The sequence below is a fragment of the Lutibacter holmesii genome (genome assembly GCF_042679665.1).
GTDB lineage: Bacteria > Bacteroidota > Bacteroidia > Flavobacteriales > Flavobacteriaceae > Lutibacter > Lutibacter holmesii.
On the sequence record NZ_JBHTMV010000003.1, the window covers coordinates 381,131 to 405,205 of the forward strand.

The following is a 24,075-nucleotide window of genomic DNA, read 5'->3' on the forward strand; positions in this document are numbered from 1 at the left end:
CAATATGTAAAATTATAAATATTACGTATATTTATAAGGTGAATAATATGAATAATAGCTAGATGGAGGAGAACAATACTATTAAATCTAATATGTCTGAGATGAATTATGATGCGCAAAATTACTTTGGTTTTTTTGAGTATGCACCAATTGCATTATACATTGAAGACTTTTCGGAAGTAAAAATTTTTATTGACAAAAAAGCAAAGGAAGCAAACTTAGATGTTGAAAATTTTTTGTTGAAAAATAAAAGTATTGTTGATAGATTGCACGAAAAAGTTATTATAAAAGCAGTAAATGCCACTGCAGTTAAATTATACAAGGCTAAAGATAAACGAGATTTATTAGCAAACTTAGATAAAGTATTTACGGTTGATTCTTCCAAAGGGTTTTCAAAATTAGTTAGAGATATTTTAACGGGGAAAAAGGAAACTGTTGTTGAAACTGTGAATAAAACCTTAGAAGGTGATGTTCTTAATATTATAATAAAATATAGAGTTGAGTTAGGAAGCGAAGAAACCTTAAAAAATGTAATTGTATCAATTGAAGATATAACCGAAAGAGTAAAGGCAAAAAATGCTTTAATTATTAGTGAAAAACGGTATAAAGAAGCTCAGGAAATTGCAAAATTATCTAGCTGGTTTTACGATTTTGAGTTAGGAGAGTTAAATTGGTCAGACGAGGTGTTTTCTATGGTTGGAATGGCTCCTAACCTTTCATTACTTAGTTTAAATTTTTACCTGTCTTTTATTCATAAAGATGATATTGCCTTGGTAAATAACTTTTCATTAGATTATCTAATAAACAATCCTAATCAAAATTTAACATATAGAATTTTTACCAAACAAGGTGAGCTAAAGTATGTTTACGAAAAAAGAAGTGTTATTATTTCTAACGGTAAAGTACAGCGTGTAGTTGGTATATGTCAAGATGTTACTGAGAGGGTTTTATCTGAAAAAAAACTTAATAAAACTAAAAAAATATTATCAAATACCCTTTCAAGTATTCAAGATGGTTTTGTGATATTAGATAAAAACTCCAATTATTTATATTTAAATAGCATAGCGTGTAAATTATTAGGTAAAAATGAAGCTGAACTTATTGGGAAAAATATTTGGAGTGAATTTCATGAAAAAGAAGGTGATTTGTTTTATGATAATTATCAAAAAGCATTAGAAACTAAAAAAGCAATAAGTTTTGAAAACTACTTTCAACCTTGGGGTCGTTGGTTTGAGAATAGAATTATTCCTTCTAGTGATACTATGCTTATGTTTTTTCATGAAATTACCAGTCAAAAAGAAAATGAGAATAAAGTAAAAGCAGCATATAATATTATTAATAAAAGCTCTTCTGTAGCTATTTTATGTGAAAACAGTTGGGATTTTCCTATTGTTTTTGCTTCTGAAAATTCAGATAAATTATTTGGGTATACAGACACTGAATTGTTAAGTGGAAAAGTAAAAATAATTGAATTGGTGTATCCTCCTGATGTTGATTTTATAAGAACCTATTTTTTTCAGTTATTAAAAGGAGAAGTAGCATCAGAAAAAGTAAAGCCCAAGAAAACGTTTAGAGTAGTAACCAAAACAGGTGAAATTAAGTGGATTGAAACCAGTATTGAGGTAATTAAAGATGATAAAGGTAAGGTAACTCATATTCAAGGAATAACATCGGATATTACGGAGCGTAAAAAAACAGAAGATTTATTTTTTAAAAGTAATCAACGGTTAAAAGACCAATTTAACAATACACCACTAGCATCAATAATGTGGGATGTTAATTATAAAGTTATTGAATGGAATAATTCAGCAGAACGAATTTTTGGATATTCAGCTGAAGAAGTAATTGGAGAGTCAATAAAAGATTTGTTAACTCCACCTCATTTAAAGCACGAAATGAGTGTTCTTAGGGAAACACTATTTACAAATAATCAAAGTTTAAAAAACACCAACGAGAATATAACTAAAAGTGGTAAAATTATTACTTGTGATTGGTACAGCGTAACCTTAAAAGATGCTTTAAATAATGTAATTGGTACTGCTTGTTTTGTTGATGATATTACAGATAGAATATTATCAAAAACGTTATTAAAAAAATCAGAAAAAAAGTATAAAGATTTATTTGAAAAATCAGGCGATGCTGTTTTTATTTTGAAGAATGGTAATTTTGTAGACTGTAATGTGGCTACTTTAAAACTATTTGGATATTCAGATAAAGCTTCTTTAGTAAAAGTGCATCCTTCAGAAATTTCACCTAAAATTCAGCCAGGTGGAGAAAGTTCTTTTTTAAAAGCAGAAGAAATGATGAGGTTAGCCTTAGAAAATGGAAGTGAAAGGTTTGTATGGTATCATAAAAAAAAGAATGGAACTGTGTTTCCAACAGAAGTTTCTTTAACAAAAATTGGTGAAGATAAAAATGATATTACCATTCATGCATTGGTTCGGGATATTAGTGAAAGAGTAAAAAAAGAAGAATTAGAAAAAATACTTTATAACATTTCAAATGCAGCAATTAGAATTGAAGATTTTGTAGAGTTTGGTTATTTTATAAGACACGAATTAAGTAAAATAATTGACACGCGTAATTTTTATATAGCATTGTATAATGAAAAAAATGATTCTTTTCATACACCAGTAATTGTTGATGAAATTGAAGCTACAACAGATTTCCCAGCCAAGAAATCACTTACAGGTTATGTGTTTAAATCTAAAAAATCAATGTTGTTTACGAATGAATCACACGCAAAACTTGTAGAAAGTGGAGAAGTTGGTTTAATAGGAAACGATTCAAGAATTTGGGCAGGTGTTCCTTTAAAAACACAAGATAAAGTATTTGGTGTTATTGTAGTTCAAAGCTATGAAAATGTTGATGCGTATACTGAAAAAGACCTCTCATTATTAGAATTTGTAGCAGATCAAATAAGTATTGCAATATTGCGTAAAAATACAGAGAATGAACTTAAATTGGCGTTGGCTAAAGCACAAGAGTCTGATAGGTTAAAATCGTCTTTTTTAGCAAATATGAGTCATGAAATTAGAACACCAATGAATGGTATTATTGGTTTTTCTGAATTATTTTTAAATCCTGAATTGTCTTATGCTGAAAGGAAAGAATATGCTAAAATTGTGATAAATAGTTCCAAGCAACTTTTATCTATTGTAAATGATATTTTAGATATTTCAAAAATAGAGGCAGGAGTTGTAAAATTAAATTATGAAAATGTAAATGTAAACGAGCTTTTGCATAATTTAGAAACATTTTATGCACCTAAAGCCAAAAAAAGTAATTTAAAATTAACTTGTGTTAAAGGACTTAAAAATTCTGAAAGTAATATAAAAATAGATAAAACAAAGCTAAATCAAGTCATTACAAACTTAGTGTCAAATGCCTTTAAATTTACAAACAAAGGAAGTATTGAATTTGGATATGAACTAATTGATGGCTTTTTACGTTTTTATGTAAAAGACACAGGTGTTGGAATTGATAAAAAACAACATGATGTTATTTTTGACCGTTTCATTCAAGTAGATGAAGATTATTCAAAACAAAGTAAAGGAACCGGATTAGGATTAGCAATATCTAAAAGGTTTGTTGAATTATTTAAAGGTGAAATTTGGTTGAACTCCTCAAAGGAAGGAACTACTATATTTTTCACCGTTCCTTATACCAAAGTTAAAGAGACAATAGTAAGAAGTGTAGTAGATAAAAAAGTAAAAATTGTGGAAAGTAATATTGAGATTTCAATTTTAGTAGCAGAAGATGAAGAATATAATTTATTATATATTAATGAATTGTTTTCAAAAACTAACTATAAAGTAATAGAAGCTGAAAACGGATTAGAAGCTGTTGAAATGGCAAAAAAACATCCTGAAATTAAATTAATTTTAATGGATATTAAAATGCCGATAATGAATGGGATTGAGGCTATGAAAGAAATTAAACAAATACGACCAAATATTCCTATCGTAGCGCTATCTGCTTTTGCCATGGAATCTGACAAAGAAAACGCGTTGGAGAATGGTTTTGATGGGTATGTTTCAAAACCTATTGATAAAAAAATATTATTTGATTTAATACAAGAATTCACTAATTAATTTATGTTATTTTATTAGTTTTTTATTTTGAGAATATTAAAACTTTAAAAAACACACAGCACAAGGTTAGTATTAAATAAATAACTATTTTAGCCTATAGCATAAAAATAATGGCAGAAAAGAAACATACTTTAAACCCAGACTCTTGGGTAAAATTACATGCAGATTATTTATTTAATTATACAATAAGTAGAGTTAACAACCATGATTTGGCCAAAGATTTGGTGCAAGAAACTTTTTTTTCAGGCTTAAAATCCAAAGATAATTTTCAAGGGTTGGCAAGTGAGCGTACTTGGTTAATAGCTATTTTGAAGCGAAAAATAATAGACCATTATCGTAAAATAAATTCAGCTAAAGGACAAGCTGAAGTGAAAATGAATTTTTATGCTGATGGTGATCGTGAAGGAGAATGGATTGAAGAGAGAGTGCCTTCAAATTGGAGTAACAACACCGATAAAAGTATAGAAAATGAAGAGTTGAATACAGTTTTAGAGCAATGCATTGATAATTTGCCTGAAAAATACGGTATGGTTTTTCGTATGAAAACAATTCAACAGTTTGAAACCGAGGAGATTTGTAAGGAATTAGAAATTACCTCGTCAAATCTTTGGGTAATAATCCATAGAGCCAGAACTCAGTTAAGAAAATGTATGGAAGATAATTGGTTCAAAAATTAAAATTTAGACAAATGAAATTAAGCTGTGACGAAGCAACTACAATTTGTGATAAAAGCCAATATGGTGAAGTATCTTTGTTGGAAAGAATTAAATTGAGTTTGCACCTTTTTTTATGTAAAAAATGTGGAAGGTATAGTAAACAAAATGGTATTATGACCAAATGTTATAAAAAACAAGCAGAGGTGCAAAAAAGAGAAAAATGCTGTCTTTCAGAAGAAGAAAAGCAATGCATGGAAAAAGAGTTGCAAAAAAATAGTTAACAATTAAAAACGAAATATTTAAAAACGGACCTTCAACAAAAGTTCCGTTTTTTGTATTTTTATAAATTAAATAAACATGAATTTTTTACCTGAAAATATTGATGCTTATGTTGAAGGGCATTCACAACAAGAGCCCGAAATTTTAAAGCAATTAAATAAAGAAACTTGGCAAAAGGTGTTAAATCCAAGAATGTTAAGTGGAGCTTTTCAAGGGCGTGTTTTATCTATGTTGTCAAAACTAATACAACCATCAACAATTTTAGAAATTGGCACGTATACAGGTTATTCAGCTTTGTGTTTAGCTGAAGGACTGAAAAAAGATGGTTTACTAATTACTATTGATAAAAATGAAGAGTTAGAAGATTTTTCTAAAAGTTATTTTGAAAAGTCTGCTTATAGCAAGCAAATAAAACAACGTGTAGGAAATGCATTGGAAATTATTCCAACAATTACAGAAAAGTTTGATTTGGTTTTTATTGATGCTGATAAATCTAATTATGTAAATTATTTTAATTTAATTATTGATAAAATGAACCCAGGAGGTGTAATTTTGTCTGATAATGTTTTGTGGAGTGGCAAAGTTGTTGAAGAATTAAATCCAAAGGATATTGATACAAAAGCATTGTTAACTTACAATGCGTTATTAAATACAGATGAACGCATAGAAACCGTATTGCTTCCTATTAGAGATGGTTTAACAATAAGTAGAGTTAAATAGTTTCTTTTTTGAAAACTACTTTTTGAATGCCTAAATTAAAAATGGTTGCAATTAAATAACCTAGTAACATTCCAAATAAAATATCTAAAGGAAAGTGGGCTGCTAAGTAAATTCGGCTGTATGCAAACAGTAAAGGAAATAAAAATACTAAAAAAGCATATTTGTATTTTTGTTTTAAAACCCAAAACATTAAAAATGCAATTGTAAATGATACGGTTGAATGTCCTGAAACAAAACTAAAATCATTTTGCTCAATTAATACCCTAATATTTGTGTTTATAGAGGTGTCATTTATGGGGCGTAACCGTTGAATGTAGTTTTTAATAATATTTACTAAGGTAAATGCTGTTAAAGCACTTAAAGCTGTAAAACCCATTATGAGTAAGGCTTTTTTTAACCTATATACACGATAACCTAAAAAGAATAGTAAAATAAAAAAAGGAATCCAGTGTATTGGTGTGGTAATAAAAATCCAAAAATCATCCCAAAATAAACTCCCTTGAGCATGTAAAAAAAGAAGTAGTTGTTTGTCTAAATTTACAAGCGTATTTAATAGCTCTAACACTATTTTGTTCGTTTTATTGGTCCAGTAATTTCATCAATAACATTGTTTTTTACTTTACTTACAGGATCGGTAAAATCACCAATATTATCTTTTACTTTACTAATTTCGTCTCTAACTTTTGTGGCAACGTCAATATCAACATTATTTTTTTCAGCACTTGTTTTAATCTCTCGTTTTATATCGTTGGTTGCATCTTTAACTTGACGCATTCCTTTTCCTAAGCCACGTGCAATTTCAGGAAGTTTATCAGCACCAAAAACCATTACTACAATAAGTAATATTACAAAAATTTCAGGTCCGCTAATGAATAGATACATGTTTAGTAATTTAGTTTGTAAAGATAATATATTTGAATCAATAAAAAATGTTAACTTATTTTAGCTTGTCTATCATACATAACAATACTTCCTGCAACAGAAACATTTAAGCTTAATGTAGATTTAAATTTTACTAAAAAATGCGATTTTTCTATAGCAGCTTTAGACATACCGTGATCTTCAGCACCTAATAAATAAACACAACGTCTTGGATGCGTAAAAGTTTCAAGAGGCACTGCTTTCTCATCTAATTCAACACCAACTAATTGAGCTCCTTTAGGTAAGTTGTTGTAAAAATCTTCAAAAGTATTGTAATGAAAATAAGGCATAGCACCTGTTGCTTTGTGCGTGTCGCAAGCTTGTTTTGCATACCTATTGCCAATGGTAAAAATAAAACTAGCACCCATGTTTTGAGCTGATCTCCATAAAACACCTAAGTTTTCAGGAGTTTTTCCATTTTGAATCCCAATTCCAAAAAAGCCTTGTTCTAAATTATTTATCATTCTATTTATACGCTTATTTTAAATATTTCATCGTGAAGCAAATTAGGTTTGACATGACGATTGAAACTTTTTAATTACTTTTTCTTCGTCAACATTCGCTTTATTTCATTCAATTTCATTAAAGCTTCAATTGGTGTTAATGCATCAATATTTGTTGAAAGAATTTCCTCTTTAATGTCTTCAAGTAAAGGATCATCAAGGTTAAAAAAGCTTAACTGCATTTCTTCTTCTTGTGCATTTTTTAAGGTTTCTTTTACCTCTGTGTTGGTGTGGTTTTTTTCTAATTGTTTTAACATTTTTGAGGCTCTGTGAACCACTGCAGTTGGCATTCCTGCTAATTTAGCAACATAAATACCAAAACTATGTTCGCTACCTCCGGCTACTAACTTTCGTAAAAAAATAACTTTGTTTTTTAGTTCTTTGACGGAAACGTTGAAGTTTTTTACACGATTAAATGTATTGGTCATATCATTTAATTCATGATAGTGAGTTGCAAATAAAGTTTTTGCTTTTGTTGGATGTTCGTGTAAATATTCAGCAATTGCCCAAGCAATAGAAATACCATCATACGTACTTGTTCCTCTTCCAATTTCATCTAAAAGCACCAAACTACGTTCTGAAATATTGTTTAGAATACTTGCTGTTTCGTTCATTTCTACCATAAAAGTAGATTCGCCCATTGAAATATTGTCACTTGCACCAACTCGTGTAAATATTTTATCTACAATACCAATTCTGGCATTTTGTGCCGGAACATAGCTTCCCATTTGTGCTAATAATACAATTAATGCTGTTTGACGTAAAATAGCCGATTTACCACTCATATTAGGACCGGTAATCATAATAATTTGTTGTTGTGTTCTATTTAAAACAACATCATTGGCAATATATTCATCTCCTATCGGTAATTGTTTTTCAATTACTGGATGACGCCCATTTTTAATTTCTAAATCTGAAGTTTCATCAATTTGTGGGCGAACATAATTGTTGTATTTGGCCAATTCAGCAAAAGAAAGCAAGCAATCAATTTGAGCAATTAATTGGGCGTTTAACTGTATTGGCTGAATATAGTCTAGTAAATTGCTAATTAATTCAGCAAAAAGCTCGTGTTCAAGTTTTCCAATTTTTTCTTCAGCACCTAAAATTTTGGTTTCGTATTCTTTTAGCTCTTCAGTAATATACCGCTCCGCATTTACCAGCGTTTGTTTGCGAATCCATTCTTCAGGAACTTTGTCTTTATGTGAGTTTCTAACTTCAATATAATACCCAAAAACATTGTTAAAGGCTATTTTTAATGATGAAATTCCGGTACGTTCTGTTTCTCGTTCCAGCATAGCATCTAAGTAATCTTTTCCTGAAGTTGAAATAGCTCTTAATTCATCTAATTCGGCAGAAACTCCTGTGGCTATGGCATTTCCTTTGTTAATGTTTACCGGAGCATCTTCGTTAATTGTTTTTGAAATTTTTTCACGAAGCGTATTACAGTTTTGTAGTTGTTCGCCAATTATTTTTAAACTTTCATTACCGCTTTTTTCAGCAGCTTCTTTAATTGGAATTATGGCATTTAATGAGTTTTTTAACAATACAACTTCTCGTGGATTCACTTTTCCTGTTGCTACTTTTGAAACCAACCTTTCAAGATCACTAATTTGTTTAATTTGATAGGTAACAATATCAAAAAAGTCATCATTGTCAATTAAATATTTTACAATATCATGGCGCTTTTTTATGCGGTTCATGTCTTTTAAAGGTAATGCCAACCAACGCTTTAATAGGCGTCCACCCATAGGTGAAATAGTTTTATCAATTACATCTAAAAGTGTAACGGCATTTACTGAAGTAGAATTGTACAATTCTAAATTACGAATGGTAAACCTATCCATCCAAACATAATTGTCTTCTGAAATTCGATTGATAACCGAAATGTGATCTAGTTTATTATGTTGTGTTTCTCCTAAATAGTGTAAAATGGCACCTGATGAAATAATACCTTCGTTCAATTCATCAACGCCAAATCCTTTTAAGGTTTTTACTTTGAAATGATTGGTTAAGGTTTCTAACGCATAGGTTGATTGAAAAATCCAATCTTCTAAATAAAATGTGTAAAACCGCTCTCCAAAAAGTTCAAAAAACTTTGCTTTATGTTGTTTTTGAACCAACACTTCGCTTGGGCTAAAGTTTTGTAATAATTTATCTATGTATTCGCTGTTTCCTTGTGCGGTTAAAAATTCACCTGTTGAAACATCTAAAAAACTTACACCAATTATTTTTTTACCAAAATGTACTGAGGCTAAAAAGTTATTGCTTTTAGATTGTAAAACTTCATCGTTTAGCGCTACACCTGGAGTAACCAATTCGGTAACACCACGTTTCACAATTTTTTTAGTCATTTTTGGATCTTCCAATTGATCGCAAATTGCAACACGCATTCCGGCTTTTACCAGTTTTGGTAAATAGGTGTTTAGTGAATGGTGCGGAAAACCTGCTAAGGCAGTTTCAGTTTCACTACCTGCACCACGTTTGGTTAAAATAATACCTAAAACGTGCGCAGCTTTTTTGGCATCTTCTCCAAAGGTTTCGTAAAAATCTCCCACTCTAAAAAGTAACATGGCATCAGGGTATTTCACCTTAATAGCATTATACTGTTTCATTAATGGAGTAACTTTTTTGGCTTTTCCCAAGTGTGGATGGTTTTAAATTTAATGAAAGCGAAGTTATAGAATTACAATTAGTATTACAAACATAAAAAAAGGTCCAACTTGTTTGAAGATGGACCTTTATTTAGAATAAAATAGTTAATTAATTATCTATGTTTTGTTCATTTCGGTATCCTGCGCTGTCTTTATACCAATCGGCATATTCATACCCTCCAGAAGTTGCCCATTGGCTAAAATAGTTGTAGGCATCTGTAATAGTTATTTTTTCTTTAGGAACTTTAAAATCATGTACAATGTTAATGGCCCAAGGTAATCCATTGTCTGTTAAGTAATCTCCGTCTTCATCTCTATTAATACCATCAATTTCAAAACTTTTTAAACCTAAAGAAGTTGTGTGTCCATTTGGTAAGTGTACTTCTTTTTCTCTTATTTTATTAATAATCATAAATGGATTGAAAGGAGCTGTTCCTAATTTCTCAGTTGTAATTGGAGATTTAAATTTAATTGATAATGTTGTTTCATTTCCTTTCATTGTATGCGCATTGTCAAACAAAATAACTACTGCATTTTCTTGTCCTACTTCGGTTCCATTGGCATCTTCATTAATATAACCTTGTGTTAAAACTGTTCCTGTAACACTTTCAATTTCTGAAGGTGAAAGTCCTTCCATTTCAAGACCAAATCCGTTAATGTAACTTCCTCCATTTGCTTTTACATTGTAAATAAAATCTATCTGAACTGCTAAGTTTTGTGAGTTTAATACTGCTATTACTTTGTAATTTAATGCTACATCATTAAAATCATAATCACCTGTTGCTGGCCATAAATCTTCAAAGGCAATTGTTCCCCACCCGTATTTACTTGGTGTAAAAACTTCAAATGCTTTTTCTGCATCATCTGGATATTCATCATCTCTGTCAATAATTCCATCACCGTCAGAATCTGTATCTTCAGTAGTTTCCGAATAAATTCTAAAAGTTGTAAGGTCGTTTATTGTTCTTCCATATTCAACATTGTTATTAGCGTTTGGTCCGTAATTATATTGCCATCCACCTGTTTCGGTATCCATAATTATTAAATCAGAGCTACTATCGTTACTTGCTAACCATAACTCTTGATTAGAATCAAATGTCATAGAAGTTGGTTTAAAAGGTAAATTGTCTGCACTTATTCTAGTGCTTTCGTATTCATTATTTTCATCTAATTCAAGTTTGTATAAACCTGAGAACGTACACATAAATAGTGTTCCGTCTTCTGCAAAAGCTAAATCTCCACCACCTGTATTGTCAAGTCCATTAATAGACCAAGTATTTAATGTGTTTCCATTTGTTGGATCGTAAGTGTATAACGTTGCTCCACTAGAAAAATACAACAATCCATCTCTATAATTATAATCTAAACGAGGTCCTCCTTTTTGAACATTGGCAACTGTTTCCCATGAGTTATCCTCAATTGAATATTTCATTAATGGATATGGACTAGATCGTCCAATAGAGTACATTGTTTTATTTGCTTGATCTATAGCACACGTATAACTACCCATTGGCATATCTGATAAATACGTATAAGCTCCGGTAATTGGATCTACTTGAAACAACTCTGCAGAACCATTTACACAGTATAAAAGATCATCTACTTTTGTACCGTATGATTTACTTGCTACTTCGTTATGAGTGTATTCAACTTTTTTATTACTAATAGTTTCAATAGCAGAAGAATATTTTAAATTGTCATTTCTTCTAATATAAATCTGATTGTAGTAATTAGGTAATGTAACGGTTTGACTTAATTTACCATTGTAAGGTACTCCTGTAAAAATAAGTTTGTTTAAAACATCTGATTTAAAAATTGAATCTGTAACAGTTTCTCCGCTTTCACTTTCATAGGTTTGCATTCCTTCAAAATACTTTTCATCAGAATATGCGTATACGTCGTACTTAACATTACTTTTATTATCGTTAATAGTAACAGTAACTGTTTGTGTTGTGCTAAAGTCAAATCCGTCAGGAATATTTAACTTGTCGATTTCTAATTCGCTAACATCGACTACTTCAGGTTCTGTGACTTCGGAAATGGTATCTTTTGTACAAGAGGTAAATGCAATAAAAAAGATACTTACTACTAATAAAGAGGTTTTAATATTTTTCATGGGGAATTTAATTTTTGTTACTGCTTCCATTAGGTTTAATTTTATTATAAATTTAATTACCTAATATTGTGCCAATTATGAAAATTTATACTAAGATACGCCTAAAATGGGGATTTTCAAAGGTAAAAAGCATTTGAATTATTCCATATTTTGGAATTTAAATTGTTTTTTGGACAATAAATGAGGTGTTATACTTGTGAAATTGAATTGTAATAGTAGAAAGTTGAGTTAAACATTTATATTTGCTTTAATATTTAACATATGAGAAAATTAAAAAATAGCGAACTTGGCAGATTGAATGTTGAGGATTTTAAAAAAACTGATAAAATTCCTTTAATTGTAATTCTAGATAATATTAGAAGTTTAAATAATATTGGTTCAGTGTTTAGAACTAGTGATGCATTTTTAATTGAAAAAATTTATTTGTGTGGAATAACTGCACAGCCGCCACATAAAGAAATTCATAAAACAGCTTTGGGAGCTACAGAATCTGTTGCTTGGGAATATGTAGAAGACACACTATCTTTAGTGCAAAAATTACAACGTGAAGATGTGTTGGTGGCTTCAATTGAGCAAGCTGAAAATAGCACTCTGTTACAAGATTTTGCAATTGTACCAAATCAAAAATATGCGATAGTTATGGGTAATGAGGTTAAAGGAGTTCAGCAAGAAGTAGTATCTGCATCTAATTTTTGTATTGAAATACCTCAGTTTGGTACAAAGCACTCATTAAATATTTCTGTAAGTTGTGGTGTGGTATTATGGGATTTATTTAAAAAGTTTAAGTATTAAGCAAAAAAAAGCCTCGTTAAAAAAACAAGGCTTTAAGATTGTTATGTTATATTGAAATTTAGTCAGCAAGTATAATTACTTTGTTTTCTTTCATTTCAATTGTTCCGCTTTTTATTGCTAAAGAATATGCTCCTTTTACATTGGTAAATTTATCTTGAAATTCTTCTTCAATTTTCACATTATCACCTTTAAAATTCACAGTTCCTTCAACTAATAAAGAAACAATAGGTGCGTGATTATTCAATATTTGAAATTCACCATTTATTCCAGGAACTGAAATTAATTCAACATCACTATGTACTAATGTTGCTTCTGGTGTAACTATTTCTAAAATCATATCAATTCGTTTTTATGCTTCAGCAAGCATTTTTTCTCCAGCATCAATTGCTTCTTGAATAGAACCTCTTAAGTTGAAAGCTGCTTCAGGATATTTATCTAACTCACCATCCATAATCATATTAAATCCTTTAATAGTATCTTTAATATCAACTAAAACTCCTGGGATTCCTGTAAACTGTTCAGCTACGTGGAAAGGTTGTGATAAGAAACGTTGTGCTCTACGTGCTCTGTGTACTGCTTGTTTATCTTCTTCAGATAACTCTTCCATACCTAAAATTGCAATAATATCTTGTAGTTCTTTGTAACGTTGTAATAACTCTTTTACACGTTGTGCACAATCATAGTGTTCGTCACCTAATATTTCAGCAGTTAAAATTCTTGAAGTAGAATCTAGCGGGTCTACCGCAGGATAAATACCTAACTCAGCAATTTTACGAGACAATACAGTTGTTGCATCTAAATGCGCAAATGTTGTTGCCGGCGCAGGATCCGTTAAATCATCTGCAGGTACGTATACCGCTTGTACAGATGTAATTGAACCGTTTTTAGTAGAAGTAATACGCTCTTGCATTGCTCCCATTTCTGTTGCTAATGTTGGTTGGTAACCTACCGCTGATGGCATACGACCTAGTAAGGCAGATACCTCAGAACCAGCTTGTGTAAAACGGAAAATATTATCTACGAAAAATAATACATCTTTTCCTTGACCTTCACCAGCACCATCTCTAAAATATTCAGCAATTGTTAAACCAGATAAGGCTACACGTGCACGTGCTCCTGGTGGCTCATTCATTTGTCCGAATACGAAAGTGGCTTTAGATTCTTTCATTTCAGTTTTATCAACTTTATCTAAATCCCATCCTCCATCTTCCATAGAGTGCATAAAATCGTCACCGTATTTAATAATACCAGACTCTAACATTTCTCTTAAAAGGTCATTTCCTTCACGAGTTCTTTCTCCTACACCTGCAAATACAGATAAACCACCGTGACCTTTTGCAATATTGTTAATTAACTCTTGAATTAATACTGTTTTACCAACACCGGCTCCGCCAAATAATCCAATTTTACCACCTTTTGCGTATGGTTCAATTAAGTCAATAACTTTAATTCCTGTATATAATACTTCAGTTGAAGTAGATAAGTCTTCAAATTTAGGAGATTGACGGTGAATTGGTAAACCATTTTCTCCTGCTTTAGGTAAATCTCCTAAACCATCAATAGCATCTCCAATTACGTTAAATAAACGTCCGTAAATATCTGCACCAACTGGCATTTGAATTGCATTTCCTGTAGCAACAACTTCAGTTCCTCTACTTAAACCATCTGTTGAATCCATTGAAATAGTTCTAACTGTATCTTCACCAATATGTGATTGCACTTCTAAAACTAATAAAGAACCATCTTTTTTAGTGATTTCTAATGAGTCATATATTTTTGGAAGTTCTGCTTCTGAACCAAATTCAACGTCAATAACTGGTCCAATAATTTGTGCCACTTTACCTGTAACTTTTGCCATTACTTTAACTGTTTATTTTTTAGTAGTTTAACCTTTTGAGGCGAGCCTCCTTTTTCAGAAGCCAAAGATAGTTTTTTTGATTTAATTTAAAAAAGAATTAAAAAATAAAATCCTAATGTTAACATCTGTTTTTTAATTCATTTGAATCAATTTTAATTATAGTTGTTAATTTATGTATAAACCTTGGTAGTTTCCAACATTTACATTGGGTATATTTGATTGGTACGTTGCATTAATAACATCAATCATTCCGTTAGAAATTATTGCATATCCTCTTGGTGAAGGGTGTACACCGTCTAAAGAAAAAGCACCTCCGGTTGCATATGTTGCCGTTGAGGTAATTCCGTTTTGTGTGATTCCAACTTCATTTAATTCTTGTAAAGTTGCAGCTGCATTATAAAATGCTAAACCGTGTTGAGTAGCCAAATTTTCAATAGATGTATTATATGCTAACCTTGCAGTTTCAACCAGCTCTTGCTCTGTAGCAGTTAATACCCATTTATCTTCTAAAGGAACCGAAACACCATTTATATACAGCGGATTATCACCTACAGTTGTACCTAAAAATGTTCTAGAAGTTAACACTAATAAATCTTCAGCAGTTGCTTGTCTCATATTTGTTAATTTCGGATTTAACGCAGATAAATCTGTTAAATCTTCGTCTAAAATTAGTACAGCGTTTTGACCTTCAACAAAAGAAACCATTCGTTTATCAGCTTCTTCTTGTGATAAATATGGAGTGTTATCAACAATAAATTGTAAACCTTGATTGTATTCTGAAAATGCACTATTTAACATTGTTGCAGTTGCAGCATCTAAAGGTATTGCATTGTAAGGAACTGTTGTGAAATATGGAATTGATGAAATACTAGGGATATTTGAAACAACACCTTTTGCACCACTTATTGTTAAATTTTCTAATAATTGGCTATAAACAAGTGAGAAAATAGTTGGGTCTGTAATGTCATTACTTCCATAAGATGAAGGATCCATATTTCCAGTTTGATCAATTCCTGCACCACCAGAAGTAGCAAAACTTAAAATATCATTGTTTCCTATCCATAATGAAAAGAAACTTGGGTTTTGAGAAATAGCATCTGCAATTACTGAACTTTCTGAGCTTGTTGCCATTCTTGCGTAATATGGATTTGCTTGCCCGGTAGCAACACCTGCAATATTACCATATCCGGCAGCGGTAAGGTGATAGCTTTTTGCGCCAGGAACACCCATATTGTTAAAAGGTCCTGTTATTATGTTTGTAATTTCAGTAGTAGGAGTTCCATTTATAACTTCAGGATTTGGAGACCCTGATGCAAATGAAAGGTACAATCTATTGGAAGTAATTTGATTTCCTGCAAGTAGAAGTCCACCTAAATTATCACTCATTAGTGGTTGTGTAAATGTACTTTCTTCAGCCAATTGAAATTGCGTAGCTAGTATATTTGGAAATGATGTGTTTTGACCATCAATAAATAATGCTCCGTCTGAATATCCTGCGGTTAAAGAGTTTCCTACAGCAACAAAGTTTGAAAAATCAGCAGTGCCACTTGTGTAATCTATCTCAGGAATATCTGCTTCAGGCGTTTCTACAATATAAGGAGTTACTCCATAGTCATCATCTGTACAAGCAGTAAAAATTATAGTGAAGAAGGCGATGTATATTATTTTTTTCATAATTTTAATAGTTATAGAGATTAAATTAAGGATTAATGGTCCAAGACATATAATATTGCGACCCTATTTTTCCAGTTCCAGGTGCACTAAAATATTCTTTACCACCTATGTTTGCGCCTCCAATTTTAAAAACGGATTTAATTTTTGAAACGGTATAATTTACTTGTGCATCAAATACTGATCGTGCTGCAATTATACCATCAGCAAATGTTGATTGCCACAAATATTCATCATTCCATCTATAATTAATGTTGAACCCAACATTTTTAATAATTTTTGGGTTTCCAAAAGAAACTTTTACCTTATGTTCAGGAGTATTAAATCCGGCTTCGTAATCAGGATCAGTGCTTTGGTCAAAATCAAATTTTGAGAATGTGTAACTAATTCCAAAACTATAATCTGCAAACACTTTAGAAGAAACACCAATACTTCCTCCGTATGAAGAAATATCTGCTGGTGAATTTGTAAAAATTTGGAATACTTGGTAATCTCCTTGGCTAAGTGCAATTGAAGCAGGCGGAGCTGGCATAGTCTCAGGGTTATAATCAGAAAAATCTGTTTGACCGTATAAAGGAACAACTACATTTTTGTTACCAATAAAATCTTTATAATCATTGTAATATGCGTTTACATCTAAAGCAATTCTGTTAAATCGTCCTCTATAACCTACTTCATACGCTGTTACTTTTTCAGGTTTTACTAAATCAAAGTAAGCTTTTTCTGGTGATCCTGCTGAAATAGAAGATATTGAAAATGCGTTGTAATATGCATCAGTTCCTGTTAATTGTACAGTGCTTGGTGCACCTAATGATTGCCCAATAGCACTCACTGGTAACGGATTTGAAGTGTATCTTTCTAAATTGTCAGGTGCTGAACCAACAATAATTAAACTACCAGCATCTATACCAACATATTGATCTTGTGTTGTTGGATTTCTAAACCCTGTTTGAAAAGAAGCTCTTATATTGTGATTTTTGTTTTCTCCTGCTGAATATGTGAATGAAACTCTAGGTGAAAAATTACCATCAAAATTTTGCGCTTTGTCATATCTAATAGATCCTGTAAATTTTAATCTTTCGTTAATAAATTTCTTTTGTAATTGCATGTAAGCTCCCCATTCGTCATAATTTATAGGTCCATCATAATCAGTGAAAATTGAACCTTTTGAATTTATTGAATACATTCTCCATTGGCTTCCAACTTGAATATCTACAAAGTCAATTAATTCATGAAAATTGTAATTTACATCAACATTGTACAATTTGGTATTGTCTTGAAATTTTGCACCTGTTGTTAAATCAGGAATTGCAATTACTTCATTTAAAGCTTTTTTAAATTCTGCTGTTCCTGGTACTAAAGCACCTGTTTGAGCCACGCCACGTGCAACTTGGTGCGCTGTAGCATCATCTAATGCTGGCATCCCAGGAATTAAACCTAAGCGACCACCAATGTAGGTTTGTGCGTATTCAGTAAACCAATCGGTATCAGATTTCCAAGACCTGTTGGTGTTAATAGCAGCAAAACGAGTGTCGTAAGAGTTTCCTCCATCTTCACCTGTCATATAAGCTCTCACAAAAAAGTTATTATTTCTAATTTCAAGTTTTTGTTGTTGCATAAAGAAATCTTTTAAAGCGTACCTGTTTGCACCTTGATAAATAGTATTTCCTACTCCAAACTTAAAATTATAAATTAGCTCTAATTCACCTCCAGTTGGGCGGTAATGTAAAGCAATGTCTGCTTTTGCGCTTTGCGCTACATAATCTGTTAAGTCACTTTCTTGGTAACCTGTTCTTGAAACTTTTTGCGATCCTAATGTTCCTTCAGGTAAGCCGGCTAAAGCATCAAAATTTAAGGTTGTTGCAACTTCATCACCATATATATTTAAACCATCATAAGCTGGATTGGTTCTGTCAAAATCAGGATTGGTAAAATCTCTATAATCAGTAGCAAACCAATCGGTTCCTTTTAAAAAAGAAAACGAAGCTTTGGCTGCAAATTTTTCGCTGAATTTATAAGCCATTCTTATTCCAAAATCTACAAATTGATTGTCTCCTGCAGCTTCTTGGGTAGTCATTCCGCTTTTTGCGTAAAAACTAATTCCGTCATGGTCAAATGGATTTTTACTAGTCATAAATAAAACACCATTAAAAGCGTTTGCACCGTATAAGGCTGATGATGCTCCTGGTAAAAGTTCAACACTATTTACATCTAACTCAGACATTCCTAACAAGTTTCCTAAGTTAAAATTTAATGCAGGTGATGAATTGTCCATTCCATCTACTAACTGCATAAAACGTGTATTGGCAAATGTGGCAAAACCACGTGTGTTTACAGATTTAAATGTTAAACTATTGGTATTAACATCTACACCTTTTAGGTTTTCAATACCATCATAAAATGAAGGTGATGTGGTGTTTTTAATTTCTCTAATATCCATTCTTTCAATGGTTACAGGTGATTCTAAAATACGTTCAGGAGTTCTAGATGCTGAAACCACAACTTCGTCTAAAATTGTTGCAGATTCTCCTAAAGTAATAGCTACATTTTCATTTATTTGGGTAATTTTAGCTGTTACAGTTGCAAAACCTATTAGAGAAGCTTCTATAGAAAAAGGAGGTGTTTGATTTACTTTTAAAGAGAAATTTCCATCGAAATCTGTAGTAGTTCCAATTGATTTTCCTGAAACTACAATGTTGGCACCCGGAATTGGCTGGCCGTTTGCGTCACTTATTGTTCCTGTAATGGCTGTTTGAGCAAGCATAACAGAACCCATAAATAATGTGATAAAAAAACTTAATAATTTTTTCATTTTTTGTGTGATTGATGTTAAATTTAATTCGGCGCAAATTACAATAATTTTCTAATTATCGTAAAAATCCAATAATTAAACGAAATATATTTATTATTGAGCTGTATTTTTTGAATTTTATTCAGTTTTTGCAACTTGTGAGGAAAAATAAATTTAGGTTACAAATACTTTTTTTAAAGTTGATTGAAAGGGTTAAAAGTATTACATGAAAGCTTAGGTATGTTCATAAAATGAAAATCAATGTGATAAAAGTTACTTGCGCTTTGGTAGTTTTTATGTCACTTTGTCGGTAAATAAACGTGGTATGTATATTGCGTAATAATTGATATAAAAACTTAATAAGATGACAGAATTATTGACTAAAGAAACCTTTTTAGAAAAGGTTTTTAATTTCGAAAAAAATAAAGAGTGGAAATTTGAAGGAGAAATACCTTGTATTATTGATTTTTACGCAGATTGGTGTGGACCTTGTAAGTCGCTTGCACCAGTTTTAGAAGAATTGAGTGATGATTATGCAGGGAAAGTAAATATTTATAAAGTTGATACAGAGGCTGAACAAGAATTAGCAGCAGCTTTTGGAATTAGAAGTATTCCTTCAATGTTGTTTGTACCTAAAAATAGTGAGCCTCAAATGGCACAAGGTGCGCTTCCAAAACATGATTTAGAAAAAATTATAGCAGATGTTTTAAAGGTTGAAAAATAACATTTAAAACACCTAAAATAAAAAAGCCGCACATTGTGCGGCTTTTTTATATATATAACTTGATTTAAAATTTAAACCAATTCGTTTGCAATTAAATATTCACCAATTTGAATAGTATTGGTTGCAGCTCCTTTACGTAAGTTGTCTGCAACAATCCAAAGGTTTAATGTATTTGCTTGTGATTCATCTCTTCTAATACGACCCACAAAAACTTCATCTTTATTGTGTGCATAAGCTGGCATTGGATATGTAAAAGTGTCTAAATTATCTTGTACAATAACTCCTGGAGTTTCAGCTAATAATTTTCTAACTTCAGCCAAATCAAAATCATTTACAAATTCAATATTTACAGCTTCTGAATGTCCACCAGCAGTTGGAATACGTACCGCAGTTGCCGTTACAGAAAAAGAATCATCAGCTAAAATTTTCTTTGGTTCATTCACTAATTTCATTTCTTCTTTTGTGTACCCATTTTCAATAAAATCATCACACTGTGGAATTGCATTTCTATTAATTGGATAGTGGTAAGCCATTTCTCCTTTAATTCCTTTTGTTTCGTTTTCTAATTGCTCAACAGCTTTTACACCTGTTCCTGAAACAGATTGATAGGTAGAAATTACCACACGTTTCATTTTATATTTTTTATGTAAAGGAGCCAAAGCCATTACTAATTGAATAGTTGAACAGTTTGGATTTGCAATAATTTTATCTTCTTTTGTTAATTCGTCTCCGTTAATTTCTGGAACAATTAATTTTTTAGTAGGATCCATTCTCCAAGCCGAAGAATTATCAACAACAGTACAACCAACTTCAGCAAATTTTGGAGCCCAAGCTTCAGAAGTGCTTCCGCCAGCAGAAAATAAAGCAATGTCTGGTTTTGCATCAACAGCATCTTGCAAACCTATAACTGTATAAGTTTTACCTTTATATTCCATTTGTTTCCCCTTTGATCTTTCAGAGGCAACTAATAATAATTCAGTAATTGGAAAATTTCTTTCCGCTAAAACTTGTAACATTACGTTTCCTACCATACCGGTAGCGCCTACAACAGCTACTTTCATCTTTTTGGTTTTTAAGTTTAATATGAATACAAATTTTGTAAAAAAAAGGGACAAACCAACATTAAAAAATAATAATTAACACAAAAATATTTTTTTGTTAAAAAATGCACTCAAATAGTAAAGTTTGTTATTGTTGTATTTTTTTAGACTAAATTTATCACAATGCTTAAATTTTGACTTCAAAGAAAAAACTAAAATGAAAAAAATTACAACGTGTATTTTATTTGTATTTATTGCGATTAGCTCTTATTCACAATATATTGAAGGTCGAATTTTTGATGCAGCAACAAATAAACCTATTGAAGGTGTGAATGTAAGTGTTGTTAACCTTGAAGATGGCACGTTTTCTAATCCTAAAGGTGTTTATTATTTAAAAATAGCTACCAATAAAAAAGGCCTTGGGAATATTCAATTTTCACATATTGGGTATCAAACTGTTGAAATGGCTTTAAATAAAGGACAAAAAATCTACAATGTGTATTTGGTGAAAAATGTTAATTTTTTAGATGAAGTTGCCTTAGTTAATCAAAGAAACTTAAAGCAAACAATTAGTTATAAAAAGTTAAAATCAATGAAATATGGTATTTTTTCATTTGGTGGAGTTTTAAATAATGATAAAATATTTGTTGTTGGTGGAGATGCTTCTTACAATTTTGATGCTGTTGAAAAAACCTTAGAAAAGTATGAGCATTCAGATTTAACGCTTATTGAAAAACTTTTAAAAGCTGGTGTTTCTTATAATTATGATATGTATAGAGGAGATTTTTTAACCTATGATATACCAACAAATACTTGGGAGAAAAACATCTTGAAATTTGATAAACGATCAGCACATAATGTAAACATCATCAATCAATATGTATATATTTTAGGAGGTAAAATATTATCTAGTGGAGGCAGAAAAGATTATTTAAATGCAACTATTGAATTATTAGATGTACAAAACAATACAAGAATTGTTGATGAAACAAATCCGCATCAAGCTGTTAATTTTGCCTCTTTTAATTACCAAGGCAATTTAATTGTTCTTGGTGGTTCAGTAAAAATGAAAAAAAGCGGTGCTAAAGAGTATAATAACAAAGTTCATTTATATAATTTGAAAGAAGGATTTTGGTATCAGCTAGATACCATGTCAGTAGCTAAAGAAACACAAGGTGTGCTAATTAAAGATAAAATTTATTTAATAGGTGGTTTTAATAAAAAGCCATTGTCGCAAATAGAAAGTTATAATTTAAAAACAAATACGTGGCAAAAAGAAGGTAATTTGTTTTTTGGAATGGAGTCTCCGGCCATAGCAAATAATAATGAAATAATTTATCTTTTTGATAAAGACAAAATATATACATACAATACACTTACTAAAGAGTTGAATGAGTTTTATATTAAATTAAATATAACCTATTCAAAAATGTATTTTTCAAACAATAAACTATACATACTTGGCGGTTTACGTTTTGGTGATTTTGAAACAACTCCTTCCTCAGCATTATATAGTATTGATATTTCTGAATTCAATAAAACTAAAATTATAAGAACTAAAACCTTATAAATTTTCACCTTCATTTTTTTTAACATTCTTTAGAAAACGATTATTTAGTTGAATAACTAATAGTTATAAGAAAATACGTAATTTTGCAAAAAATTAAAAAAGAATGACTACTACTGGGAAAATTGAATTAATGGCTCCTGCCGGAAATTTTGAATCATTACAAGCTGCATTAGACAACGGCGCAGATTCAATATATTTTGGTGTTGAGCAATTAAATATGCGCGCAAGAGCAACTATAAACTTTACGTTAGATGATTTGCAGGAAATTTCAGACAGATGTAAAGCTAAAAACGTACGAACGTATTTAACATTAAATACTATTGTTTACGATCACGATTTAACAATTATAAAAACCCTTCTTCAAAAAGCAAAAGAAGCTGATATTACAGCTGTAATTGCTATGGATCAAGCTGTAATTGCTTCAGCTAGAGCCATTGGGATGGAAGTTCATATTTCTACTCAAATTAACATTACAAATATAGAAACGGCACGTTTTTATGCCATGTTTGCTGATACTATGGTGTTAAGTAGAGAGTTAAGTTTGCGTCAAGTAAAGAAAATTACTGAGCAAATAGCAAAAGAAAATATTTGTGGACCTTCAGGAAATTTATTAGAAATTGAAATTTTTGGACACGGTGCTTTATGTATGGCGGTTTCAGGAAAATGTTATATGAGTTTGCACAACCATAACTCGTCAGCAAACCGTGGTGCTTGTAAACAAAATTGCCGAAAAAAATATACGGTTGTAGATCAAGAAACAGGTGTTGAAATGGAGCTAGATAATGAATATATTATGTCTCCAAAAGATTTATGTACTATTGATTTTTTAGATGAAATTGTTGATGCTGGTGTTAAAGTATTGAAAATTGAAGGAAGAGGAAGAGCTCCTGAATATGTTGCAAAAGTTATAAAATGTTACCGTGATGCAATTGATAGTATTGAAGCTGGAACTTATAGCAAAGAAAAAGTAATTTCTTGGATGCAAGAATTAGAGAAAGTATACAATCGTGGATTTTGGAGTGGTTATTATTTAGGACAGCAACTTGGTGAATGGAGCAAAGGATCTGGAAGTCATGCCACTCAAAAGAAAGTATATATTGGAAAAGGAATGCATTATTTTCCAAAGGCAAACATTGGGGAGTTTAAAATAGAAGCTTACGACGTTGTTGTTGGAGATACTATTTTAATTACTGGTCCAACAACAGGTGCTCAAGAAATGGAAGTGAAAGAAATGTTTGTAAACGATGTAAAAGGTGAAAAAGGAACCAAGGGAGATTCTGTAACAATTCCTTTAGAGTTTAGAATTAGACCTTCTGATAAACTATACAAAATAGTTGAAAACAAAGTAGAAGCCTAAATGGTTATTATTACATTACAAAGAGCTAAATGTATTGGCTGTAATTACTGTGTTGAATTGGCTCCTGCTCAGTTTCAAATGTCTAAAAAAGACGGAAAATCTGTGCTGTTGCATGCTAAAGAAAAGAAAGGGTTTTTTACTATAAAATCTCCTGACGAAACTATTTTTGATGACAGTATAAAAGCAAAAGAAGCTTGCCCAGTAAAAATTATTGATGTAAAACAAACGTAAATCCCTTTTTATACGTTTTACAGTTCGTAATTTTAATCATATCTTTACAAATTAGTGAAGGTTGTAGAGTTGAATTATCAATTTTACGTAACACAATAAAA

19 protein-coding genes are annotated in these 24,075 nt (G+C 30.9%); 9 read left to right on the top strand and 10 right to left on the bottom strand.

The window, feature by feature from the left end; translation table 11 throughout:
- Window positions 1-62 precede the first annotated feature (62 nt).
- The 4 genes from ACFQ5N_RS04485 to ACFQ5N_RS04500 all read left to right on the top strand — a co-directional run bounded on the left by ACFQ5N_RS04485 (window position 63) and on the right by ACFQ5N_RS04500 (window position 5,749).
- The gene (locus tag ACFQ5N_RS04485; RefSeq protein WP_386808095.1) at window positions 63-4,094 is read left to right on the top strand and encodes a PAS domain S-box protein; all 4,032 of its coding nucleotides are present in this window, start codon (window positions 63-65) and stop codon (window positions 4,092-4,094) included.
- A 110-nt stretch (window positions 4,095-4,204) separates the two neighbouring features.
- Window positions 4,205-4,771 carry a sigma-70 family RNA polymerase sigma factor gene (locus ACFQ5N_RS04490; RefSeq protein WP_386808097.1) on the top strand — a complete coding sequence of 189 codons (567 nt, stop codon included), beginning with the start codon at window positions 4,205-4,207 and terminating at the stop codon, window positions 4,769-4,771.
- Window positions 4,772-4,782: 11 nt separating this feature from the next.
- Window positions 4,783-5,031, top strand: coding sequence for a hypothetical protein (locus tag ACFQ5N_RS04495; RefSeq protein WP_386808099.1), 249 nt, complete (start codon window positions 4,783-4,785; stop codon window positions 5,029-5,031).
- A 76-nt stretch (window positions 5,032-5,107) separates the two neighbouring features.
- The gene (locus tag ACFQ5N_RS04500) at window positions 5,108-5,749 is read left to right on the top strand and encodes an O-methyltransferase (RefSeq protein WP_386808101.1); all 642 of its coding nucleotides are present in this window, start codon (window positions 5,108-5,110) and stop codon (window positions 5,747-5,749) included.
- Here ACFQ5N_RS04500 and ACFQ5N_RS04505 read toward each other — a convergent pair.
- The 5 genes from ACFQ5N_RS04505 to ACFQ5N_RS04525 form a co-directional block, all read right to left on the bottom strand.
- Window positions 5,742-6,314: a phosphatase PAP2 family protein gene (locus ACFQ5N_RS04505; protein WP_386808104.1), complete on the bottom strand. Its 573-nt coding sequence runs from the start codon at window positions 6,312-6,314 to the stop codon at window positions 5,742-5,744. The genes ACFQ5N_RS04500 and ACFQ5N_RS04505 overlap by 8 nt on opposite strands.
- Window positions 6,314-6,631 (bottom strand): Sec-independent protein translocase subunit TatA/TatB, encoded by a 318-nt coding sequence (locus ACFQ5N_RS04510; protein WP_386808106.1) that lies wholly within the window; start codon window positions 6,629-6,631, stop codon window positions 6,314-6,316. The genes ACFQ5N_RS04505 and ACFQ5N_RS04510 overlap by 1 nt, the downstream gene beginning before the upstream one ends.
- A 50-nt stretch (window positions 6,632-6,681) precedes the next feature.
- Window positions 6,682-7,134: an RNA methyltransferase gene (locus tag ACFQ5N_RS04515; protein ID WP_386808108.1), complete on the bottom strand. Its 453-nt coding sequence runs from the start codon at window positions 7,132-7,134 to the stop codon at window positions 6,682-6,684.
- A 74-nt stretch (window positions 7,135-7,208) separates the two neighbouring features.
- Window positions 7,209-9,785 carry a DNA mismatch repair protein MutS gene (gene mutS, locus ACFQ5N_RS04520; protein WP_386809023.1) on the bottom strand — a complete coding sequence of 859 codons (2,577 nt, stop codon included), beginning with the start codon at window positions 9,783-9,785 and terminating at the stop codon, window positions 7,209-7,211.
- A gap of 148 nt (window positions 9,786-9,933) precedes the next feature.
- Window positions 9,934-11,940 carry an LruC domain-containing protein gene (locus ACFQ5N_RS04525; protein WP_386808111.1) on the bottom strand — a complete coding sequence of 669 codons (2,007 nt, stop codon included), beginning with the start codon at window positions 11,938-11,940 and terminating at the stop codon, window positions 9,934-9,936.
- A gap of 261 nt (window positions 11,941-12,201) precedes the next feature.
- Between ACFQ5N_RS04525 and ACFQ5N_RS04530 the strand changes: the two genes are divergently transcribed.
- Entirely contained in the window at window positions 12,202-12,732 is a 531-nt protein-coding gene (locus tag ACFQ5N_RS04530; protein WP_386808113.1) for an RNA methyltransferase, read from the top strand.
- Between the two features lie 58 nt (window positions 12,733-12,790).
- On the opposite strand, the gene ACFQ5N_RS04535 is transcribed toward ACFQ5N_RS04530, so the two are convergent.
- The 4 genes from ACFQ5N_RS04535 to ACFQ5N_RS04550 form a co-directional block, all read right to left on the bottom strand.
- On the bottom strand, window positions 12,791-13,069 hold the full coding sequence (locus tag ACFQ5N_RS04535; protein WP_386808115.1) for a F0F1 ATP synthase subunit epsilon: 279 nt from the start codon (window positions 13,067-13,069) through the stop codon (window positions 12,791-12,793).
- 12 nt (window positions 13,070-13,081) lie between these two features.
- Window positions 13,082-14,590, bottom strand: a complete 1,509-nt coding sequence (gene atpD, locus ACFQ5N_RS04540; RefSeq protein WP_386808116.1) for a F0F1 ATP synthase subunit beta — start codon at window positions 14,588-14,590, stop codon at window positions 13,082-13,084.
- 165 nt (window positions 14,591-14,755) lie between these two features.
- On the bottom strand, window positions 14,756-16,264 hold the full coding sequence (locus ACFQ5N_RS04545) for a G-D-S-L family lipolytic protein (protein ID WP_386808117.1): 1,509 nt from the start codon (window positions 16,262-16,264) through the stop codon (window positions 14,756-14,758).
- A 25-nt stretch (window positions 16,265-16,289) separates the two neighbouring features.
- Window positions 16,290-19,073, bottom strand: a complete 2,784-nt coding sequence (locus ACFQ5N_RS04550) for a TonB-dependent receptor (protein WP_386808119.1) — start codon at window positions 19,071-19,073, stop codon at window positions 16,290-16,292.
- 343 nt (window positions 19,074-19,416) lie between these two features.
- Here ACFQ5N_RS04550 and trxA point away from each other — a divergent pair, with 343 nt between their 5' ends.
- Window positions 19,417-19,776, top strand: coding sequence for a thioredoxin (trxA, locus tag ACFQ5N_RS04555; protein WP_386808120.1), 360 nt, complete (start codon window positions 19,417-19,419; stop codon window positions 19,774-19,776).
- A 71-nt stretch (window positions 19,777-19,847) separates the two neighbouring features.
- Here the strand turns inward: trxA and ACFQ5N_RS04560 are convergent, their stop codons facing one another.
- Window positions 19,848-20,837, bottom strand: a complete 990-nt coding sequence (locus ACFQ5N_RS04560) for an aspartate-semialdehyde dehydrogenase (RefSeq protein ID WP_386808122.1) — start codon at window positions 20,835-20,837, stop codon at window positions 19,848-19,850.
- 196 nt (window positions 20,838-21,033) lie between these two features.
- Between ACFQ5N_RS04560 and ACFQ5N_RS04565 the strand changes: the two genes are divergently transcribed.
- From ACFQ5N_RS04565 to ACFQ5N_RS04575, 3 genes are all read left to right on the top strand, one after another.
- Window positions 21,034-22,386, top strand: a complete 1,353-nt coding sequence (locus ACFQ5N_RS04565) for a Kelch repeat-containing protein (protein WP_386808124.1) — start codon at window positions 21,034-21,036, stop codon at window positions 22,384-22,386.
- Between the two features lie 103 nt (window positions 22,387-22,489).
- On the top strand, window positions 22,490-23,743 hold the full coding sequence (locus ACFQ5N_RS04570; RefSeq protein ID WP_386808125.1) for a peptidase U32 family protein: 1,254 nt from the start codon (window positions 22,490-22,492) through the stop codon (window positions 23,741-23,743).
- Window positions 23,744-23,974 carry a ferredoxin gene (locus tag ACFQ5N_RS04575; protein ID WP_386808127.1) on the top strand — a complete coding sequence of 77 codons (231 nt, stop codon included), beginning with the start codon at window positions 23,744-23,746 and terminating at the stop codon, window positions 23,972-23,974.
- The last annotated feature ends 101 nt before the right edge of the window (window positions 23,975-24,075 follow it).

Bases quoted from the DNA above. Each gene is read 5' to 3' on its own strand.
- ACFQ5N_RS04485 (WP_386808095.1), top strand. From the start codon at position 63: ATGGAGGAGAACAATACTATTAAATCTAATATGTCTGAGATGAATTAT.
- ACFQ5N_RS04490 (WP_386808097.1), top strand. From the start codon at position 4,205: ATGGCAGAAAAGAAACATACTTTAAACCCAGACTCTTGGGTAAAATTA.
- ACFQ5N_RS04495 (WP_386808099.1), top strand. From the start codon at position 4,783: ATGAAATTAAGCTGTGACGAAGCAACTACAATTTGTGATAAAAGCCAA.
- ACFQ5N_RS04500 (WP_386808101.1), top strand. From the start codon at position 5,108: ATGAATTTTTTACCTGAAAATATTGATGCTTATGTTGAAGGGCATTCA.
- ACFQ5N_RS04510 (WP_386808106.1), bottom strand. From the start codon at position 6,631: ATGTATCTATTCATTAGCGGACCTGAAATTTTTGTAATATTACTTATT.
- ACFQ5N_RS04515 (WP_386808108.1), bottom strand. From the start codon at position 7,134: ATGATAAATAATTTAGAACAAGGCTTTTTTGGAATTGGGATTCAAAAT.
- mutS (WP_386809023.1), bottom strand. From the start codon at position 9,785: ATGAAACAGTATAATGCTATTAAGGTGAAATACCCTGATGCCATGTTA.
- ACFQ5N_RS04525 (WP_386808111.1), bottom strand. From the start codon at position 11,940: ATGAAAAATATTAAAACCTCTTTATTAGTAGTAAGTATCTTTTTTATT.
- ACFQ5N_RS04530 (WP_386808113.1), top strand. From the start codon at position 12,202: ATGAGAAAATTAAAAAATAGCGAACTTGGCAGATTGAATGTTGAGGAT.
- ACFQ5N_RS04535 (WP_386808115.1), bottom strand. From the start codon at position 13,069: ATGATTTTAGAAATAGTTACACCAGAAGCAACATTAGTACATAGTGAT.
- atpD (WP_386808116.1), bottom strand. From the start codon at position 14,590: ATGGCAAAAGTTACAGGTAAAGTGGCACAAATTATTGGACCAGTTATT.
- ACFQ5N_RS04545 (WP_386808117.1), bottom strand. From the start codon at position 16,264: ATGAAAAAAATAATATACATCGCCTTCTTCACTATAATTTTTACTGCT.
- ACFQ5N_RS04550 (WP_386808119.1), bottom strand. From the start codon at position 19,073: ATGAAAAAATTATTAAGTTTTTTTATCACATTATTTATGGGTTCTGTT.
- trxA (WP_386808120.1), top strand. From the start codon at position 19,417: ATGACAGAATTATTGACTAAAGAAACCTTTTTAGAAAAGGTTTTTAAT.
- ACFQ5N_RS04560 (WP_386808122.1), bottom strand. From the start codon at position 20,837: ATGAAAGTAGCTGTTGTAGGCGCTACCGGTATGGTAGGAAACGTAATG.
- ACFQ5N_RS04565 (WP_386808124.1), top strand. From the start codon at position 21,034: ATGAAAAAAATTACAACGTGTATTTTATTTGTATTTATTGCGATTAGC.
- ACFQ5N_RS04570 (WP_386808125.1), top strand. From the start codon at position 22,490: ATGACTACTACTGGGAAAATTGAATTAATGGCTCCTGCCGGAAATTTT.
- ACFQ5N_RS04575 (WP_386808127.1), top strand. From the start codon at position 23,744: ATGGTTATTATTACATTACAAAGAGCTAAATGTATTGGCTGTAATTAC.